Below are 17,553 nucleotides of genomic sequence, written 5' to 3' on the forward strand. Positions count from 1 at the left end.
GGCAGGGGCATGGGCGTGCGGTGGAGCGGGCTCCTCGGGTGGGTGGGCCTGGTCTCGGTGCTGCTGGTGGCATGCGGGGGGACGGTGGATGAGGATCCGCCCCCGGGCACGCTCGCGCGCAACGGGTGCCAGCCGAGAAGCTGCGAGGAGCAGGGGCTGGAGTGCGGCACGGCCATCGATGGCTGCGGCGGCGTCCTCTACTGTGGCACCTGCCCCGAGGGCATGGCCTGTGGCGACAGTGGCCTGCCCAACCGGTGCGTTCCCATGCCCTGCACGCCGGCCTCGTGTGAGTCGCTGGGCAGGAACTGTGGCGCCGTGCCAGATGGGTGCGGAGGGATGCTGGAGTGCGGCCTCTGCACGCCTCCGGAGACGTGTGGAGGAGGCGGTACCGCCAACGTCTGCGGCCGGGCGCCCTGCACGCCCATCACCTGCGAGGCACTGGGCAAGAACTGCGGCACCCTGGCCGATGGCTGTGGGGGAACGCTCGAGTGCGGCACCTGCCCCGAGGGACAGACGTGCGGCGGCGGCGGCGCGCCCAACACCTGCGGCCGGGCGCGCTGCACGCCCACCACGTGCGAGGCGCTCGGGAAGAACTGCGGCACGCTGTCGGACGGGTGCGGGGGGACGCTCGAGTGCGGCACCTGCCCTGGGGGCACGACGTGCGGCGCCGCCGTGCCCAACGTCTGTGGCAGCCCGCCCTGCGCGCCGGCCACGTGCTCGGGGCTGGGGAAGAACTGCGGCACCCTCCCGGACGGGTGCGGTGGGACGCTCGAGTGTGGCACCTGTCCCGGGAGCGAGTCCTGCGGCGGAGGCGGAGCGCCCAACGTGTGCGGCCCGGCCACATGCATTCCCACCACGTGCACGGCGCAGGGGAAGAACTGCGGCATCATCTCCAACGGGTGCGGGGGGGTGCTCGACTGCGGACAGTGCTTCGGGAACGAGACGTGCGGCGGAGGCGGCGTGGCCAACGTCTGCGGCTCGCCGTGCCTGGCGGCCACGTGCGCCGAGCTGGGCAAGGACTGTGGCATCGTGCCGGACGGGTGCGGAGGAATCCTCGACTGCGGCACCTGCGGGCCGGGGGAGACCTGTGGGGGCGGGGGCGTGCCCAATGTCTGCGCCGAGACGGTGTGCCGGCCGTACACCTGCTGCTTCCTGGGGAAGAACTGCGGCACGGTGAAGGACGGGTGCGGCGGGACGCTCGACTGCGGCACCTGCCCCGAGGGCGAGACGTGCGGCGGAGCGGGTGTGCCCAACGTGTGCTACCGCTCGACACCGGTGTGCGTGGACAGGGATCTGGGCAGCGAGCTGCCGGTGCGGGTGAAGGGAAGCACGGCGTACGCCAATGATGACCACCAGTCCGCGTGCGGGGGCCGGGGCGCGCCGGACCGGGGCTTCCTCTGGACGGCGCCGAGGAGCGGCACCTTCACCTTCGACACGGCGCGCTCGGCGCTGGACACGCTGCTGAGCGTGAGACGGGACGGCTGTGGGGGCGCGGAGCTCGCGTGCGCCACGGACGGCATCAGCTACGGCGGAGGCGCGCGGGTGTCGGCGACGCTGCTGGCGGGCCAGCGGGTGCTGGTGGTGGTGGACTCGCCGCTGGGAGGCAACTTCAGCGCGGGGGACTTCGAGCTGCACATCGACGAGCTGCTGGCCACGGAGGCCGGGCGCTGCTTCGACGGCACGGACAATGATGGAGACCGGTGGGTGGACTGCGCGGACACGGACTGCCAGGACGCACCGGGCTGTGGCGGGAGCGGGTGCGCGGACACGGACCTGGGCAGCGCGTTGCCGGTGACGTACCTGGGGGACACGGCGCAGGCGGGGGACGGCTTCCAGGGCACGTGCGGGGCGGTGCTGCAGCAGGACCGGGCGCACCTGTGGACAGCGCCGAGGAGTGGCACCTTCGTCTTCGACACGGTGGGCAGCGGCCACGGCAACGCGCTGTACGTGCTGACGGGGTGCCGGGGCCGGGAGCTGGCCTGCTCGGCGAGCCGCACCGCGGGGAAGACGGGGGCGCCGGTGGTGAAGCTGCCCTTGCTGCAAGGACAGACGGTGCTGGTGGTGGTGGACGGCCTGACTGGCAATGACAGGGCCTCGCCCATCCGCTACTCGCTGCACATCACCGAGTACGTGCCCCGCGAGTCCGGCCGCTGCTCCAATGGCGCGGACGACGACGCGGATGGATGGGCGGACTCGGCCGACTCCGACTGTCAGTGAGCCCGCCAGGACGTCCAGGCACTGCCGCCGGGGCCGGACTTCCAGCGGGAAGCGGCCCCGGCCCTCTCCCCAGGGGGAGAGGCGTCCGGCTCAGGTCTCGTAGGCGGTCTGCTCGAAGACGATGACCTTGCGCGACTGCGGGAACAGGACGACGTACAGGTTGAACCAGCCCGTCGAGCCCGCGGCCACCAGGTAGCTGGTGTAGTAGCGCTTCACCTGCACCGTCTCCGCCCCGTTGCTGTACGCGGCGAGGAGGGAGGGGGGCACCGGCTGGAACTCCGAGTACACGTCCGTCTTGAACTGCGCGAAGCTCAGCACCACGCCCGGCTCACCGTAGAGGCCATAGTCCTGGAGGCCCAGGACGGCCTCGGCGGCCTTGTCCACCGAGGGAGAGCCCGAGTACGGCCACGCGAAGTCGAACCCGCGCAGGTAGCCCTCGGTCCAGTGGTGCACGGCGTTGCCCGAGGCCAGCGCGGACAGCGGCCCCGCGTCCACCGAAGCCTCCTCCAGCTCGAGCTGATAGTTCGCCGGGGGCGCGGGCAGCACGACACCCTGGGTGCTCTGGCCCGGCTCGGCCTCCTGCGCGGTCTCCACCGCTCCACCACAGGCGCCCAGCAGGGCCGCCGGAACCACGCACAGCAACGTCTTCATCAGCTTGCGACGCATCATCGTCCTCGGGGGTTGGTGGACGGGCCCCCCAAGCTCCGCCCTGGGTCCGAGTCGCCGTCTGCCACGCCCTCCCGGGCGACTCAAGCAACAACGGAGAAACCCCGGGCGGCGGGCGGCTCAACCCGGCTCGCGGTCCAGCTTGTCCAGGAGGGAGCGCGCCTGGGCATCCTCCTGCTGATGGGCCTGGACCTCGGCGACCTCGCGCCAGCGGATCCACCCCTGGCTCGCGGCGTGGCGGGCGGCCGTCACGGTGTCGTCCACCATGAGCATCTGGCTGCCGGCGGCGCGGATGTCCTCGGCGATGAGGGCCAGCTCGCGCTCGCGGCCGGAGTGGTGCCACACGTTGCGGATGTAGACGCAGCGGATGCGGCCGGGGAACTCGCGGACGATGGTGCGGTAGTGCTCGGCGTCCTCCTGCCCGCTGTCGCCGATGAGGATGAAGGGCAGCGACTCCAGCGTGCCCAGCACCCCGCGAATCTTCTCCAGCTTGTGCCCGTGCCCGCCCCCGGGCGCGAAGCCGTGGCGGCTCAGCCCCCAGTCGCGCAGCAGCAGCGGCCCGGCCGGAATCCGGTGCAGCCCGAGGAACTCGTCCAGGTGCTCGTACAGGTTCCACGGACTGGAGGAGACATAGAAGATGGGGTTGTTGGCCGAGCCACTCCTGCCCTGGTGGAGCGCCTCGTAGAAGGCATCCACGCCCTCGAAGGGCAGGCGCGTGCGGTGCTCGGTGAGGAAGAGCGTCCAGGTGCGCTTGAGGAAGTTGGTGACGTTGGTGACGATGACGGTGTCGTCGATGTCGCTGATGATGCCGTACTCGGCCTCGGGGCCGGCCACGAGGACGGGGGTGCGCACGCGCTCCACGCCCTGGGAGGCGGGAGAGAGCAGCTCCAGCTCCACGTCGTGCCAGCCGGACTTCAGCCCCTCGGGAGGGGACACCCAGAGCTCCAGGAAGCCCTCCTCGTCGGTGGTGCCCTCCCAGCGGTGCTCGCCCCAGCGCGCCACCAGGCGGGCATGGGGAATCTCCACCGTCATGTAGCGCTTCCACGAGGCGATGGCGCTGCCCAGCAGGGTGTGCCGCTTCCAGGGCGGGCGCACGTGGCGGTTCTCCAGCACGCGGGCCTTGATGACGGCCTGCCCGTTCGTCCCATAGCCGCGGTAGGGGAGGATGCGAGGCCGGCCGGCCAGCCCCAGCTTGCGCCGGATGCGCCAGCCCCACGCTTCGGCGTGGTGCTCGACGAAGAAGGCGAGCCGGACGAGGGCATTGGGCCGCTTGCGGGACATGGGCGCACAGCTTCCTTCCTTCGGTCCTCCCAGACAATGACTCTATCGGAGGCGCATCGCCCATCCCCCCAGTTCGTGACAGTGCCTAATCCCCCTTGCCGTTCCGCACGTCAGTCACCTGGGGATGGCCGCCAGCCCCACCACTCCTCGTCTTCGCCTGCAGGTCCATCAACTGCCGAAGCACCCCACCCGTGACGGGATGCCCGAGCAGATCGACCAGGGCCTGCTCCAACGATGGCTTGTCATGGCAGTACTCATGGACATCGGCGTAGGCGATGGAGACGGGATAACCGCGGGGGGAGAGCTTGTACTCGCACAACTCCACGGCACCCGATTGCGTCCCATCTGCGATCCTGGCCTCGAGCGCCTCGTAGGATTCATAGGTGGGCAAGACACCCGTCACCACGTCGGCGATGGTCTTATTCCCGCGACGTTCTCTCGACTTCTCCCTGTACGACAAGCTGATGGCCCCTCCACTCGCAGCACTCACCTGCTTCGCGCAATCATCGAACACCGCGAAGATCTCCTTCCTCGCGCGGTCCGCCGATTCGTAGGCCTCAAGACCTTTGTGGAATGCGTCTTGGAAGCTCGTCATGCTCATGCTCCTGGATTTTCTGAGGGGCGCATGTGGGTCAGCACGCCCAGGATGGGGAAGTGATCGAAGGAAGAGGCGAATCTGCCCGGGGATCTCAACAAAGGAGGCTTCTGCCAGATTCGTGTGCCCCCTTCCTTGAGGACCCAACCCGGGCCGGACAGGAGAGAAGCCGATACCAGGAATTGGTCATACGTATGCCAGTGCGTGGCGACCGTACCCTCGAAGTAGTGGGTGCCCGCTCCGAGGCGACCATCCTTCTCTTCTTCGAGCACCTGCCGCTCCCCCATGAGTCGCCAGAAGGGGTTGTACAAGAGCTGGGGCACCTTCCGGACCAGGTTCCGATCCCTCGACCCCAGCAGGGCGGTACTCATGGACTCGTTGAACGGCTCGTCGTTGAAATCACCGAGAACCATCACTTGGGTCGGACGCTGACCTGAGTTGGATAGCTCGTCGATACGCGTCTGGAGGGCCATCCCGAGCCCCGCGAGGGCCAATGCACGGCGAAGAGATGGAAGGGCGCTGACGAGGGGACGATGGAAAAGAGCAGGTGCATGCCCACATGAAGCCTTTTCCCACCCCAACGGTCGTATAGCTCCCATGGCCCACCGATGCGCTGGAGCCTGTCCCCATTGTAGAGCACCGCCAGGTTCCGGTGACCTCCTCCTTCTGGACCAGCGTCGACCAAGAAACGCCTTGAAAACTCAGGCTCACAGGCCCGCCTGAGTCGCTCTGCCTCCTCCGCCGTCACTTCGCCAAGCGCCAGCAGGTCGACAGCGTCGATCTGGATCAATTGCCGGACGACCTCGCGAGTACAGTCCCACTGTTCAGGCGGGTGTACCACCTGCTGGCGCTTTCGAGGCGGCCGGAGCCCTGTGTTCCACCAAGCAAAAAAGAGGAGGTCTTCCTGCACATCATGGGCCTTCAGAAGATATTACCTGAAAAGTAACTTGGAGGCCCAGAATACGACCGCTCCCGAGCGGTAGGCGACCGGGCGGCTCCTCTCTCCAGCTCCCGTCCGGGCGGCTCACTCCACCCCCTGTGCAGTCAGCTCGCGGGCGAACAGCACGCGGGGGTGGGCGAGCAGCGCGAAGGCCTCGCGTACCGTCCAGTAGAAGCGGCCGGAGGCGCGCAGGTTGCGGTCGGTGAGGAAGGCGGGGCTGGTGGAGACCTCGAAGCCGTGGAGCCGGAAGTACTGGCGGGCGCGAAGCAGGTGGTAGGGGTCGGACACCACCACCACGCGGCGGGCGCCGAGCGAGCGCAGCAGCGCCGAGGAGAAGCGCGCGTTCTGCTCGGTGGAGTGGCTCTGCTCCTCGAGGAGACAGGCGTCCGCGGGCACGCCGAGCCGCACGGCGACGTCGCGCATGACGCGGGCCTCGGAGGGGGAATTGACGCCCACGCCGCCGGAGAAGAGGAGCCGGGGAGCGAGACCCTGGTGGTAGAGGTCCACGGCCTTCTCGACGCGGGCGCGCAGTGCGGGAGAGGGGACGCCGCCCGGCAGCACGCGGGCGCCGAGCACCACCACGACATCGGCCCGGGTGGCGCGCTCACGCTGGCCGAAGCGGTCCACGACGAAGGCCAGGCCGAAGACGCCGCAGGTGAGGACGCCCAGGCCCACGAGCACCAGGCGCCGGAGGGAGCCCGGCCCCTTCTGGAGAGCGAGAGGAGGCATCAGCGCGGGGGCAGGCGGCGGAAGAGGCCGGGGTAGTCGAGGACGAGGCTGGCCGGGTCGACGGGGAGCTCGGCGCGGAAGCCGGTCTCGAGGCTCTCGAAGAGGTAGAGGGCGGGGCCGAGAGAAGTGTAGCGCTGGCGGCAGCGGCGGGTGGAGAGCGAGGGGACGTCGAGGTAGACGACGGCGATGTCATCGGACGCATCGGGGGCGAGCCCGAGGCGCCGGATCGGGAGGGTGTTGGTGAAGGGGGTGACGGAGATGTCCACGTCGATGCAGCCATCGAGCTCGGGCTGGGACCGGCCCTTGTCGTCGGACCACTGGCCGGCCCCATCGGAGCGGAGGGAGAGCCGGGCATCACTGCCGAGGAGGGCCAGCTCCACCTCGCGAACGCGGCAGGCGGAGTCGGTGCGCAGGAAGTAGCGAAGGGAGAAGCGGCGGCCCTGGTCCGAGACGCCCTCGACGGTGCTGTGCGCGGTGAGAGCACCGGAGACCTCGCGGAGGACCAGATGCTCGTGACCCGGGCCGGACCAGGGGGCCCAGGCGACGTGTAGCTCGTTCATGCTCGGACGCAGCATACGGGAGCCCCGGCCGTGGGCCAGGAGAACCTTCATGCCCGCGAGCACCGGACCTGTCCACGTTCCATTAGAATCGACCGCTCTCTCTTATCGGCATCATTCTGGCCGTGACGCACTGCTGCTGCGACTACCCCCTGGCTCCGATCTCGAGAAACGACGTAACGAATGGAATAACGCACGAGAGAAATACCGTAGGGATTGGATCGAAGAATATGGAGGCTGGCCTACTGATACGAACGGGAACAGCTGGCCAGGACATCACGTTTTCGACCTGAGACGTGGCGGGCCGTCGACAATACCAGGCGGTATCATTCCCGTGCCGCTGGATACTCATTCTCTCCCACGAAGGGGGCGAAGTGAACCCCGGCCAGCGTCGCTGACGCTCCGACTGTTCCACATGGCCGGAACGGGTGTTCCACTTCGCCGGAATACGCAACTACCGCACGTTCTGCTGCGCGTAGGCGTAAATCGCCTCGCCCAGAAACTCAACCATGCGCGGGTGGTACCCGTTGTGAAACGCCTTCATGTCGGCGTTGTCTGCGTAGAACAGGGCGGTGCCCACATAGGCGTCACGCGACGGCGTGTAAAAGCGCGATGCGATGGCAAAGTGTTTTGCCATCAGGGCCTGGATTGCGGGAGACGCGGGGGCGTTCGCATCGATCAGCGGGGCCAGTTCTTTGTAGAACGCATCGAAGTCGGCATGCGCCTGGGGCTTGTCGACATGCGCCCAGTTGTTCGTGCTGGCCAGGGACTGTTCCTGCTCCGCGCGCTGTGCGGCGCGGCATTGGTCGAGGTATTCGGGTGTGGCCTGTTGAAGACCCATGGTGTCGTGTGTTCGTTTCTAAAAAATGATGAGCGCGCCGCAGCGTGCGTCGCCACTGGCAGGGCAGTCCAACCGAGGGGAACGCGGACTATAGCGGCGCATCTGCGCAAGCCGCAACCGCCCTCGAGTGCGGAGCTCCCTCCACCTCCCTCTCCCGTTGGGAGAGGGTCTGGGCGCTCTCAGGCCAGGCCCAGGGCGGGCCCTTGCCGCGCCGCGCTCCGGGCCATTCCCCCCACGACGAGGTGATGGAAGGGCCGGATGACGTTGAAGTACACCGGTCCGGTCCAGTGCCGGTAGTGCACCAGCGTCACGACGTGGAAGCGCTTCCGGGCTCCGCCGGTCGGCTCCATGACGACGGCGAGGGTCGCCTCCAGGTGCGAGTCCGTCGCCGCCGCCACCCAGACGTGCTCCTCCTCCGCGTGGCGCACCGTGAAGAACGCGGCGGCGCTGCCCGGGGTCATGGGGATGTCTTCCGGGCGCGGGTGCTGGGGCCTGGGAATGCCGAGCTGCCTCAGCCCGAGCATCCGGACGAAGACGCGCCGCACCCCATACAGGGCCGTCACCCACGCGGGCTGGTACGACAGCAGCCCCGCGAGGAAGGCGCGCAGCGAGGCCTCTGATTCCACCGTCTTCACGTCCACGTGGTCCGCCCGTTTCGCGAAGGGGCGCAGCACCTCTGGCAGTGCCTTGGGCGTTCGGGCCTGGAAGAGGACGCGAAGGCCCAGCGGGAAGAACACCCAGGCTCCGGTCTCGAACATGGGGACCACGCAGAAGAGAGCCACGCCGAGCAGCCCCCAGCCGAAGCTCGCCGGGAGGGGGCGGTTCAGCTCGCGCTCCACCCAGCGGCACAGCGCTCCGATGAGGAGCATGAGCCCGCCCGCGGCCAGGAACCAGAAGGCCGCCGCGCGGGCACTGGTGTCCTCGCCCACGCTGTTGAACACGCCCGCATGCACCATTTCCAGCAGCGGCTTCCGGTAGACCACCAGCCCCACGACCTGGTGCACCGCTCCGGTGAGTATCAGCAACGACCCGTTCGTCACTCGCATGTGCAGCACCCCGTTCTCGTCATAGGATACGGCACCGTATCCCGATACGGTGCCGTATTGTCCAGGCCCCTGTGGACGCCACCCTGGACGCCGGGAAGGGGGTCCGCCAGACTGCGGCGAACGATGAGACGCACTTCCGCACGTACACCCGCGCCCACGCCCCTACGGCCACTCGAGGACATTCGCGGGCAGCGCCGGGGCCCGGGGCTCTCGGCCGAGGACTGGGCGGACGCCGCGCTCTGGAGCCTCGCGGATGGCATCGAGGCCCTTTCGGTGGAGAAGCTGGCCCGGCGGCTTGGGGTGACGAAGGGGGGCTTCTACTGGCATTTCAAGGACCGCGCGGAGTTGCTCCAGGCGGCGCTCGCACGCTGGGAGCAACTGGCGACCACCCATGTCATCGCCCGGCTGGACGCACTGCGAGACCCCCGGGAGCGGCTGTATCAACTCCTGGTGTTGACGTTCGAGGCGGACCCGCAGGGGAAGATCGAGGTCGCCATCGTCGCGGGCGCCGCCGCGGATCCACGCATCCAGCCGGTCCTCGCGCGTGTGTCACAGCGGCGCATTGGCTATCTGGTGACGCTGTACCGGGCGCTCGGCCTGCCGGCTCGCGAGGCGCGCCACTGGGCGCTGCAGGCCTATTCCACGTACGTGGGTCTCCTGCACCTGGCCATCTCCAGCCCGGACACGCTGGGTACGAGCCGCGCCCGCGCCGACTACGTCAAGCACCTCACCCGGGCGCTGATTCCGGCGTGAGCAGTGTCCAGCTTCAGGTCCTTGTTCAGTCCCGCGCCCCGGCTCACGCGCGCGAAGCCCCAGATGAACCCCTCCATCAGGTGTCGCAGCGTGAGCCCCGCCGCCAGCGGAACGTGCCAGTCGAAGCCTCCACAACCTGGGTGCGCGCCGAAGCCACTTCGAGTCGGTCTCGCTCCGAGCCCCGCGGGGAGTCATGTGGGGGCTCACCCGGCACTCGATCGGAGAGCCCCCAGCATGATGTGCGAGAGCGCGCTGACCGCCTGCGCGCGTGAGAGTCGGCCCGAGGCCGCGGCCTGCGACAGGGAATCGGAGGCACCGAGGAGGCCCGTCAGCAGCGCCTGCCCCTCCCCTCGGGGGAGCTTCGTGAAGGGCGCGAACGCCTTGCGGAGCTCGGCGATATAGGAGTCACGCAGGGACTGCAGGAAGTCCTCCATCTCCTCGGTGGCGGAGAGCGCCGCGGCGATCGCGCCAAACTCCGGCCCAGCTGTGAGGAGGCAGTCCACATAGGCGGCGCTGACGATCCCGACGACGTCCTCGAGCGTCCTCCCGTTGGCCTCCAGGGCCGCGCGCATGGCCTGGGCCTGTCGCTCGTCATAGTCGCGATACAGCGCGATGAGCAGCCCGGAGCGCGAGCCGAAGTGCTCGTAGGCGATCGGCTTGGTCACGCCTGCACGCTCGGCCAGATAGGAGAGCGTCAGCGCCTCGGTGCCCTCGGACCGGACGATCTCGAGCGCCGTCTCCAGGAGCTGCCTCCTGCGCGCCTCCTTCGCCATTCGTTTCGCCACCGCCAATGCTCGTGCCTCCCGTTCCCCGGCCGCCCAGGGCCAGGGACGTTCATACCCCGAACCTCCTGGCAGTCATATTACCATGCGTAACTTACTATTGGTAATTAGAGAAGCGCCGTGGGGCATTCAGTCGATACGTCATCGAGAGCCCCCCGGGAGAACACTCGTGAAGGCACGCATCCTCATCGCAGGGGGTTATGGGCTGGTGGGCAGTTTCATCGCGCGGCACGTCAGGAAGCTCAGCAAGGAGGTGGAGCTCATCCTCGCGGGGCGGAATCCCGAGAAGGGGGCGGCCCTCGCACGCGAGCTGGGCGGTGCCACGACGGCTCGGCTCGACGTATCGAACGCCGCAAGGGGACTGAGTGAGGTGGGACATGTCGACCTCATCGTCGCGGCCTTGCAGGATCCCGGCGACAACCTCATCCACGCCGCACTGTCGCGTGGCGTCGCACACATCGGCATCACGAAGCTGGCGGAGGACGTCGCGCCTGCGACCTTCGCGGCGCTGCGCTCGCCTCCGACGCGGCCCATCGTCCTGCTGGGGCACTGGCAGGCAGGCGTCCTGCTGCACGCCGCGTGGAAGGCCGCCGAGCCGTTCAGCCGTGTGGACTCGATCCAGCTCGCGGGGCTCTACGATACGAAGGACCCGATTGGCCAGATGACCGCCAGCGACAGCGAGCATTTCGTCGGCCGCGCGCTGTTGCGTGAGGCCGGAGCCTGGAAGTGGCTTGACGCCACGCAGCACGTCAGGGACATCCGCCTATCGGACGGGCGTGTCCTGCAGGGGCTCCCCATGTCCGTGCTCGACGTGCCAAGCCTCGCCGCCGTGACGGGGGCCCCCAATGTCCGCTTTGACTTCGTCCAGGGGGACTCCCTGGGCACTCTGGCCGGAGGCCCGGCTTCCCATGACCTCTACATCGACATCGAAGGCCTCCTGAAGGAAGGAACGCCGGCCCGCCGGAGAACGATGGTCTCCGGTCCGGCTGGCAACGCGCACCTGACCGCGCTGGGGGTTCTGGTCGTCATCGAGCGTGTCCTGGGCCTGGACGGACGGCCCGCCGCCCCGGGTGGCCTGCACCTGCCCGAGACGCTCGTGGCGCCCGACGAGGCCCTCGCGCGGTTCAAGGAGTTCGGCGTCCACATCGCCAGCGATGCCTGAGGCTGCCATGCTCCGCGTGACGAGCAACCTCCAACGCCCCCCAGGCAGGGATCGCGCCGCCAATGGCTGAATACGACGATGGTCGAGGCAAGCACTTCACGAAGTGGTTCATCGGCTTGATGCTGGGAATTCCGCTGCTGTGCGGCGGGTGTGGGGTGCTGGGGTTCCTCTTCCTGCGGAGCGAGAGCCCATACGATCAGGCCGTCGAGCGCGCCACGAACCACGCCAGGGTCAACAAGGTCCTTGGCGCGCCGGTGACCGCCGCCTCCCTGTTCTCGGGGCAGATGAACACCACTGGGGATGATGGCCTGGCCACGATGGAGATTGAGCTGTCTGGGAGCAAGCAGACAGGCACGCTTCACGTCAAGGGTGTGCAGACGAGCGGCTTGTGGGGCTTCAGCACGCTGAAGCTGGTAGCGCGCGATGGGACCGTCATCAACCTCCTGGGCTACTGAGGCGCCGCCAGGTCCTTGTAGTGTTCCGCGTCGTGCCTGTCCGTGGAGCACTCACCCGTCGCAAGAGTGCGCTGAGCACTCACCGGTCCACTGCCCCCATCTTGGATGACGCGGTTTTCACTCCTGGAGGTCAGTGCATTCCCCGCCAACGTGATGGTCGTACGAGCCGAAAACCTCGTCTTTGTTCTGCAGAATGCAACAAGGGGCCTCACCCAGAATCAGTTCAGAGCACTCAGCGCGGCAGCCAAAAAAACCAGCGCCTGGAGTTGAATGAGCGCGAATGGGAGATACTCATCCCACCTGACGGAAACGCGCGTACCGCTCCTCCAAGAACCGCTGTCCTGGCTGCTCCTCTCGATTCCGGGGCAAATGGAGGCTCTGGCCATGGAAGGCCTTCACCGCGTGCTCCAGCGTCGGACCATCACGAGTCTCGAGCAGCGTCTTGGACAGTTCGATGACCCCATCGGGGCGGATACCCATCAAGTCTGTGTCGAACACGCCGTGATGCAGCCGGCACAGCGCCAGTCCGTTCGGCACCACGGGCTCTCCCTTCTCCTCCCGGTCCGGCACGATGTGCGCCGCGTCCAACAGTTCCGCCCGAGGTAGCCGGCACACCGCGCATCTCGTCTCGTAGGCCCTCAGCACCTCCAGCCTGAACCGGGCCTGGTGCAATCTCCGCTTCGCCTGGACCGTGACGTACTCGCGGCGGCCGTCGCTGCCCTTCGCATCCGCCACCATCGGCACGCCGAGTTGCCGCACCGCCAGCACCGCATCGTCGGCCGAGAGCGTGCACTCCATCCGCTCCCGGTCGATTCCCCGGATGTAGATGGGCCAAATGGGTTGGTAGACGCCCACCTCGACCGCGCAGAAGTAGATCAACGGCACCGACCACTTCCACGCCCACTCGAGCAACTGATTGTCCCGATTGTCCGGGTCGTCCCCCTGCAGCTTATAGATGAAGACCCCATCATCCTTCTGGGAGTCCTCGTAGCGCGCGATGCGGCCCCCACGCGGAATGATGGTCTTGATGGAGAGGGGTCCACCTCCTCGCATCTCCTTCGGCCGGAAGATGCCTCTCGCCTTGGTGGCGAAGTGGAAGTGCTGGCCCTTGAAGTCGAAACCTCGCTGGACGATGTCCCACTCCAACGTGGGCCCGTAACGCGCCACCAGCCGCTCCAACATCTGGAAGGCGGCAGCGCGGACTTCCCAGTCTGGATCAACCGTAGGTAGGGCCATCAGGGCCCGACCAGGTTAGCGGGCCCACTCCCATCCCACAACCCTCTGGGTCCCGACCGTCGCGGGAGACCTGCCCAGGCGCTGAATAGGAGGGGCCTCCGGGCGCGAATTCGAGCAACTGGTCCAATGGTCGGACCAGGGGACCCAGGCGATGTGTTGCTCGTTCATGCTCGGACGCAGGCTGGAGGGCAGTGCGTACTGCTGGCGCTGCTGCCCATACCGGAGAGCAGTCCCGAGAACGAATTCGATCCGGTATCATGGCCTGGCAAGAAAGGACTCTTTCCCATGATGCTGCTGCCGCGACTGACCCTCGGCCTGCTCCATCTGATGCTCGCGCTGGGCGTTGGACAGATTGCTCCCAACTCGGGGCGCATGCAGTCCGACTTTCCGCTGGGCACCCCGCGACTCCTGGTGGGGCAGGTTTTGGCTCACCCAGACACCCTCAAGATGCAGATTTTCGCGGCACTCGCCAAGGGTGATGTCGAAGCAGCAGTCGCCGCCTACATGGCCAACAAGGGATTGACCGATGCACCACGTTGGTTGCAGGCGTTCCAGGCCGCCTTCAACGTGGCCAACCGGCAGATGGGGCGTTGCTCCCAGGTGGCCAGGGACATCCACGCGGCACTTACGCGCTTCGGTGGTTCACCAGAGTATGTGCGTGTCAGCAGTACGGAAGGAGAATACCTGTCATGGAGTAGCAAACAGATCATGTCAGACAACAACGTTCATTTCGCCGTTCGCTGTGGTGGACGGATTTATGATGCATTCACGGGCGTCAGTGGAATGCTCGAACAAGAATACATGGCCTCAATCCATGCTCTTGGAAGAGTGAGCCTGGTCGTCACGGGGGAGCCATGACGGCCATCCTGCCGCCAGAAGAATGGAGAGGTCACAGCATCTATACCTTGGAAATGCTCATGTTCCTCCGCGAGCAGGTTCACCAAGGGGTGATGCTCGAAATATTCATCGGGCAAGTGGATGTCATGGCTCTGCACTCCATGATCCTGGGCATCCGGTTCGGCCAGTTTTGCAACCGTATCGACGACAAGGACTACAAGGAGTTCGTCGAATGGTTGCGCGACGTGAAGAAAGAGTTCCCCAGTGGAGGTGGCTGGGCAGGGAAGTGTCTGGATGAGTGTCATGGTGATCACCGGGCGGCGATTGAGAGGTTCCTGGGCTTCGTCGCCGAGTTTGTCGAGCTCAAGAAGAGAGAACGGCAGCCCGGGACATGAAGCCCGGCTGAGAGGATGTTGAACTAATGCAGGCAGGTTTCGTCTACCGCGGCACCGTCAGTGCATCCGATGATGCGCAACGGTCGACCTCCTGGTGTGTGTGATCCCAGCATGCAGATGGTCGGTGTCCCCCTTCACCAGCCCAGTTCAACACCCTTTGAACAAGAGCGGAGTTCCTTCGCGCACGGGCTCCGCTCTTGCCGCACCAACTACGCCTCGGATTCAGTAGGGAAAGCGAGCCCCGGGCCGCTGGACGTACGTGTCCACCATGGGAACATTGAGGACGGCGGCGTCGGGGCTGTGGTCTACCTTGGTTGGGTCGACCTCGACGCCCCTGATGGGGAATGCCGCGTACGTCTGTACTCCGAACTGCTTCCTGGAGCCCTGGTCCACGGCCGCCGCGCAAATGGGAGAGGGCACGCGGCCGCGTGTCGGGTAGAGCTGATCGAGGTAGATCCGGTCGAATTGAACGTAGACCCGATCCGGAAACACCTTCGCCTCCCCCTTCACCCAGTAGGTCCTGTCGTCAGGCAAGATCATCCACCCCTCCACCGGCCCGGTCCGGATGTTGATCGCGGCCGACTCCGTGACACCCGCCAAGGTGGTTGTCACCAGTTCGACGTCCGTGAGGGGTCCCTTGAGGTTCATCTTGTCGGCCGTCGCAAGAGCCTCGGGAGGGCAGCGCGCGAGGAGTTCCCCATGGTCGGGCCTAACGGGCACTCCCGCACAGGCCAGGAGATTTGCCGAGGCCGCACAGGCTCCAAGCAGCGCACAGATGCCCCCGAAAGGTCTTGGCGGTGCTGAGAACAAGGAGGAGTCATCGTCAGTCCAGGAAGTGAGCACGGGAGTGTGTCCTTTCTCGGTAGGCGCTGGCATGACCAGCGAGGTGGAAGCCGCGCCGCGACACGCCTCTTCCATGGCAGACGCGCACACCGCGCGGATGAGCCAACACCCTATCCCGAGCAGAACCAATCCGAGAGCGAGCACTGCCAGCGACCTTTCCCAGGTTGCGTGATGCGGCGCCTCCTGCTGCCGCTCATCCGTGCGCCCGGCCTCCTCGGGAGCTTCCTGGACCTCGCCAGTTCCAGATAGGAGCAGTTCCTCCTCGCGCCCGGCGGGAAAGGCATACGGCACTGTCCAGGCTTCCGTAGCCACATCCCTTCGCAGCACTCGCATCAACTCCTCGTGGACAGCCCTGGCACTCAGAGGTCGCTGCTCTGGATCCTTCGCCAGCAGCCTCATCACCAGCGCGTTCAGGGCTGGTGGCACTCGCGGGTCCAACAGCATGGGTTCCTTGGGCGGAAGGAACTCGATGGCGAGCAGCAACTGTGCCGGAGGCAGACGGGGATTGAAGGGATGACAGTCGGTAAGGGCCTCGTAGAGCAGGGCCCCGAAGGCATAGAGGTCAGCCGAGGGCTTCGCGGGAAGGCGAGCACCGTCCTCCCACTCGCCACTTCGCAGGAAGGCAGCCACCTCCGGGGGCATGTTGTGGAACGTCACCGGCGGCAGAGCTTGCGTCAGCGTGTAGGCCCCCGGCAGGAACACCGCGCCGAAGTCGATGAGGAAGGGCTTTTCATCGCCATCCCTCACCAGGATGTTGTCGGCCTTGATGTCTCGGTGGCACACGCCTCGCTCGTGCAGTTCCGCCAGCACCAGGGCCACCTCTCCCAGCACACCCACCAGCCGGCACAACGGAGCGTGCGTCCTCCAGCGCCATTCGTTGAAGGTGGAGCCGGGAACGTAGTCGGTGACGAAGAAGAAATGGCCCCGCTCCAGGTCCGGCCAGCGGCCCATCTCGTGGACGACCAGCAGGTTGGGGTGCCGGAAGTGCCCCAGCGAGATCGCCTCACGAAAAGCCCGCTCGTCCTCACGGGCCTCGTCATCATCGCTCGGCGGATGTGCCGCCATCTTGAGTGTGTAGGGCTGGCCTTCGTGCTCCACCAGGAAGGCGATCGCGAAACCACCCCGGCCCAGGCGACGAACCACCCGGTAGTGCCGAATGGTATCTCCCGGCTGAAGCAGGTCCGGATGGAAGGGCTTTGTCATGGCGGCAATCTCACATCCTCCAGACGCAGTGTCCGAGGGCCCGCCTCCTCCAGCGTCAATGCCAGACACTGGACCCCCTCCGGAATCCACACGGCGAAAGTGTGGACCTGCCGTTGCTGCCCACCCACGGCCTTCGTCATGAGAGTGGGAGGCGTGAGTTCCACACCCGATCGAGCGTCCTTGCACCGTGTCTCCAGTCGATAACGCAGGAGCTGCCAGGGCTTGGAGGTACGTCGAATGGACTTGATGGCCACGGTCACGAACAGACGCCGATCCATCCGGAGAAGGGATTCAACCCGGGCCTGGACATCATCCACTCGCGTGAAGATCTGCGCTTCATCGTAGATGACGAGCGCCAGCCTCGGTTGAGCGCCCGGCTCGTGACTCGCGAGGAGCATCCTCGCCACCGCGTCCACGTCATTTCCCTCCACTGTCTCCGACCCTTGAGCCTGCCCCGGCGCGAGCACCACACGCGCTGTCAGGTCCACCTCGTTCCGCCGGGTGACGAGCGCCAGCGTCAGTGTGCGCGTCTCGCCCGCCTCCGTCCTTCCCGTCACCGGCAGCAGGACGCGCTCCCCGTCCGCCAGGTCGCGCAAGGGAACGACCACCAGCGAACGCGCCCCCACCCGAAGCACCCCGACCCGCTCCTCCACCCCGGGCGGCAGGAGCACGTGCGGTTCGAGCAGGCCCTCGAAGTCCACCAGCGTGGACAGACCCGCGGCCACGCACAGCACGGGTGATGCCCCTCCCGGCTGTCCCGCGAGGAGCACGGTCCCCTGCCTCTTCTCCCGCCCGGAGGCCCATGCCTCCCTCGCGGTCACCGTCGTGGACACGAGCAGGACCCAGAGCAGGACAGTCCAGGAACGAGGACGCACGGAGCCTCCGTGAAAGGGGCCGCAGGGTAGAGGAGCCCGCCTGCCCGGGCAAGGACTGTTCGACTTCGTGGGTCACCCCCTCACAGGTGACTCGAAAAATCACGTCCGGGTCCCTAGAGTCGCTCCCGCACCCATGTACT

At 66.9% G+C, this 17,553-nt stretch carries 18 protein-coding genes; 6 read left to right on the plus strand and 12 right to left on the minus strand.

From position 1 onward, the window contains the following. The first annotated feature begins 9 nt into the window (after window positions 1-9). Complete coding sequence (locus NR810_RS45340) at window positions 10-2,217, plus strand: tryptophan synthase alpha chain (protein ID WP_257461866.1); 2,208 nt, start codon at window positions 10-12, stop codon at window positions 2,215-2,217. A 90-nt stretch (window positions 2,218-2,307) separates the two neighbouring features. On the opposite strand, the gene NR810_RS45345 is transcribed toward NR810_RS45340, so the two are convergent. The 8 genes from NR810_RS45345 to NR810_RS45380 all read right to left on the minus strand — a co-directional run bounded on the left by NR810_RS45345 (window position 2,308) and on the right by NR810_RS45380 (window position 8,872). Then, a complete protein-coding gene (locus NR810_RS45345; RefSeq protein WP_257461867.1) occupies window positions 2,308-2,886 on the minus strand; it encodes a hypothetical protein in 579 nt (192 codons plus the stop codon). A 117-nt stretch (window positions 2,887-3,003) separates the two neighbouring features. Next, complete coding sequence (locus tag NR810_RS45350) at window positions 3,004-4,164, minus strand: App1 family protein (protein WP_257461868.1); 1,161 nt, start codon at window positions 4,162-4,164, stop codon at window positions 3,004-3,006. A gap of 85 nt (window positions 4,165-4,249) precedes the next feature. Then, window positions 4,250-4,759: a hypothetical protein gene (locus NR810_RS45355; RefSeq protein WP_257461870.1), complete on the minus strand. Its 510-nt coding sequence runs from the start codon at window positions 4,757-4,759 to the stop codon at window positions 4,250-4,252. Between the two features lie 2 nt (window positions 4,760-4,761). Beyond that, a complete protein-coding gene (locus NR810_RS45360) occupies window positions 4,762-5,232 on the minus strand; it encodes an endonuclease/exonuclease/phosphatase family protein (RefSeq protein ID WP_257461871.1) in 471 nt (156 codons plus the stop codon). A 551-nt stretch (window positions 5,233-5,783) separates the two neighbouring features. Continuing rightward, window positions 5,784-6,428 carry a YdcF family protein gene (locus tag NR810_RS45365; RefSeq protein WP_257461872.1) on the minus strand — a complete coding sequence of 215 codons (645 nt, stop codon included), beginning with the start codon at window positions 6,426-6,428 and terminating at the stop codon, window positions 5,784-5,786. Beyond that, a complete protein-coding gene (locus NR810_RS45370) occupies window positions 6,428-7,039 on the minus strand; it encodes a putative glycolipid-binding domain-containing protein (protein WP_257461873.1) in 612 nt (203 codons plus the stop codon). The genes NR810_RS45365 and NR810_RS45370 overlap by 1 nt, the downstream gene beginning before the upstream one ends. A gap of 400 nt (window positions 7,040-7,439) precedes the next feature. Then, window positions 7,440-7,826 carry a TipAS antibiotic-recognition domain-containing protein gene (locus tag NR810_RS45375; protein ID WP_257461874.1) on the minus strand — a complete coding sequence of 129 codons (387 nt, stop codon included), beginning with the start codon at window positions 7,824-7,826 and terminating at the stop codon, window positions 7,440-7,442. Window positions 7,827-8,005: 179 nt separating this feature from the next. After that, entirely contained in the window at window positions 8,006-8,872 is an 867-nt protein-coding gene (locus tag NR810_RS45380) for a DUF2867 domain-containing protein (RefSeq protein ID WP_257461875.1), read from the minus strand. Between the two features lie 123 nt (window positions 8,873-8,995). On the opposite strand from NR810_RS45380, the gene NR810_RS45385 reads away from it, so the two are divergent. Continuing rightward, the gene (locus tag NR810_RS45385; protein WP_257461876.1) at window positions 8,996-9,625 is read left to right on the plus strand and encodes a TetR/AcrR family transcriptional regulator; all 630 of its coding nucleotides are present in this window, start codon (window positions 8,996-8,998) and stop codon (window positions 9,623-9,625) included. Window positions 9,626-9,828: 203 nt separating this feature from the next. Here the strand turns inward: NR810_RS45385 and NR810_RS45390 are convergent, their stop codons facing one another. After that, window positions 9,829-10,410, minus strand: a complete 582-nt coding sequence (locus NR810_RS45390; protein WP_257461877.1) for a TetR/AcrR family transcriptional regulator — start codon at window positions 10,408-10,410, stop codon at window positions 9,829-9,831. Window positions 10,411-10,576: 166 nt separating this feature from the next. Between NR810_RS45390 and NR810_RS45395 the strand changes: the two genes are divergently transcribed. Beyond that, window positions 10,577-11,569, plus strand: coding sequence for a Rossmann-fold NAD(P)-binding domain-containing protein (locus NR810_RS45395; protein ID WP_257461878.1), 993 nt, complete (start codon window positions 10,577-10,579; stop codon window positions 11,567-11,569). Window positions 11,570-11,631: 62 nt separating this feature from the next. After that, entirely contained in the window at window positions 11,632-12,024 is a 393-nt protein-coding gene (locus NR810_RS45400; protein ID WP_257461880.1) for a cytochrome c oxidase assembly factor 1 family protein, read from the plus strand. A gap of 291 nt (window positions 12,025-12,315) precedes the next feature. On the opposite strand, the gene NR810_RS45405 is transcribed toward NR810_RS45400, so the two are convergent. Then, the gene (locus NR810_RS45405; RefSeq protein WP_257461881.1) at window positions 12,316-13,260 is read right to left on the minus strand and encodes an HNH endonuclease; all 945 of its coding nucleotides are present in this window, start codon (window positions 13,258-13,260) and stop codon (window positions 12,316-12,318) included. Between the two features lie 285 nt (window positions 13,261-13,545). Here NR810_RS45405 and NR810_RS45410 point away from each other — a divergent pair, with 285 nt between their 5' ends. Continuing rightward, complete coding sequence (locus tag NR810_RS45410) at window positions 13,546-14,118, plus strand: hypothetical protein (RefSeq protein WP_257461883.1); 573 nt, start codon at window positions 13,546-13,548, stop codon at window positions 14,116-14,118. Next, window positions 14,115-14,492 carry a hypothetical protein gene (locus NR810_RS45415; protein WP_257461884.1) on the plus strand — a complete coding sequence of 126 codons (378 nt, stop codon included), beginning with the start codon at window positions 14,115-14,117 and terminating at the stop codon, window positions 14,490-14,492. The genes NR810_RS45410 and NR810_RS45415 overlap by 4 nt, the downstream gene beginning before the upstream one ends. A 222-nt stretch (window positions 14,493-14,714) precedes the next feature. Here the strand turns inward: NR810_RS45415 and NR810_RS45420 are convergent, their stop codons facing one another. Further along, window positions 14,715-16,538 (minus strand): serine/threonine-protein kinase, encoded by a 1,824-nt coding sequence (locus tag NR810_RS45420; RefSeq protein ID WP_257461885.1) that lies wholly within the window; start codon window positions 16,536-16,538, stop codon window positions 14,715-14,717. Further along, on the minus strand, window positions 16,535-17,413 hold the full coding sequence (locus NR810_RS45425; protein WP_257461887.1) for a DUF2381 family protein: 879 nt from the start codon (window positions 17,411-17,413) through the stop codon (window positions 16,535-16,537). The genes NR810_RS45420 and NR810_RS45425 overlap by 4 nt, the downstream gene beginning before the upstream one ends. Window positions 17,414-17,553: the final 140 nt, after the last annotated feature.

The sequence above is a fragment of the Archangium lipolyticum genome (assembly GCF_024623785.1).
GTDB lineage: Bacteria > Myxococcota > Myxococcia > Myxococcales > Myxococcaceae > Archangium > Archangium lipolyticum.

Bases quoted from the DNA above. Each gene is read 5' to 3' on its own strand.
- NR810_RS45340 (WP_257461866.1), top strand. From the start codon at position 10: ATGGGCGTGCGGTGGAGCGGGCTCCTCGGGTGGGTGGGCCTGGTCTCG.
- NR810_RS45345 (WP_257461867.1), bottom strand. From the start codon at position 2,886: ATGATGCGTCGCAAGCTGATGAAGACGTTGCTGTGCGTGGTTCCGGCG.
- NR810_RS45350 (WP_257461868.1), bottom strand. From the start codon at position 4,164: ATGTCCCGCAAGCGGCCCAATGCCCTCGTCCGGCTCGCCTTCTTCGTC.
- NR810_RS45355 (WP_257461870.1), bottom strand. From the start codon at position 4,759: ATGACGAGCTTCCAAGACGCATTCCACAAAGGTCTTGAGGCCTACGAA.
- NR810_RS45360 (WP_257461871.1), bottom strand. From the start codon at position 5,232: ATGGCCCTCCAGACGCGTATCGACGAGCTATCCAACTCAGGTCAGCGT.
- NR810_RS45365 (WP_257461872.1), bottom strand. From the start codon at position 6,428: ATGCCTCCTCTCGCTCTCCAGAAGGGGCCGGGCTCCCTCCGGCGCCTG.
- NR810_RS45370 (WP_257461873.1), bottom strand. From the start codon at position 7,039: ATGAAGGTTCTCCTGGCCCACGGCCGGGGCTCCCGTATGCTGCGTCCG.
- NR810_RS45375 (WP_257461874.1), bottom strand. From the start codon at position 7,826: ATGGGTCTTCAACAGGCCACACCCGAATACCTCGACCAATGCCGCGCC.
- NR810_RS45380 (WP_257461875.1), bottom strand. From the start codon at position 8,872: ATGCGAGTGACGAACGGGTCGTTGCTGATACTCACCGGAGCGGTGCAC.
- NR810_RS45385 (WP_257461876.1), top strand. From the start codon at position 8,996: ATGAGACGCACTTCCGCACGTACACCCGCGCCCACGCCCCTACGGCCA.
- NR810_RS45400 (WP_257461880.1), top strand. From the start codon at position 11,632: ATGGCTGAATACGACGATGGTCGAGGCAAGCACTTCACGAAGTGGTTC.
- NR810_RS45405 (WP_257461881.1), bottom strand. From the start codon at position 13,260: ATGGCCCTACCTACGGTTGATCCAGACTGGGAAGTCCGCGCTGCCGCC.
- NR810_RS45410 (WP_257461883.1), top strand. From the start codon at position 13,546: ATGATGCTGCTGCCGCGACTGACCCTCGGCCTGCTCCATCTGATGCTC.
- NR810_RS45415 (WP_257461884.1), top strand. From the start codon at position 14,115: ATGACGGCCATCCTGCCGCCAGAAGAATGGAGAGGTCACAGCATCTAT.
- NR810_RS45420 (WP_257461885.1), bottom strand. From the start codon at position 16,538: ATGACAAAGCCCTTCCATCCGGACCTGCTTCAGCCGGGAGATACCATT.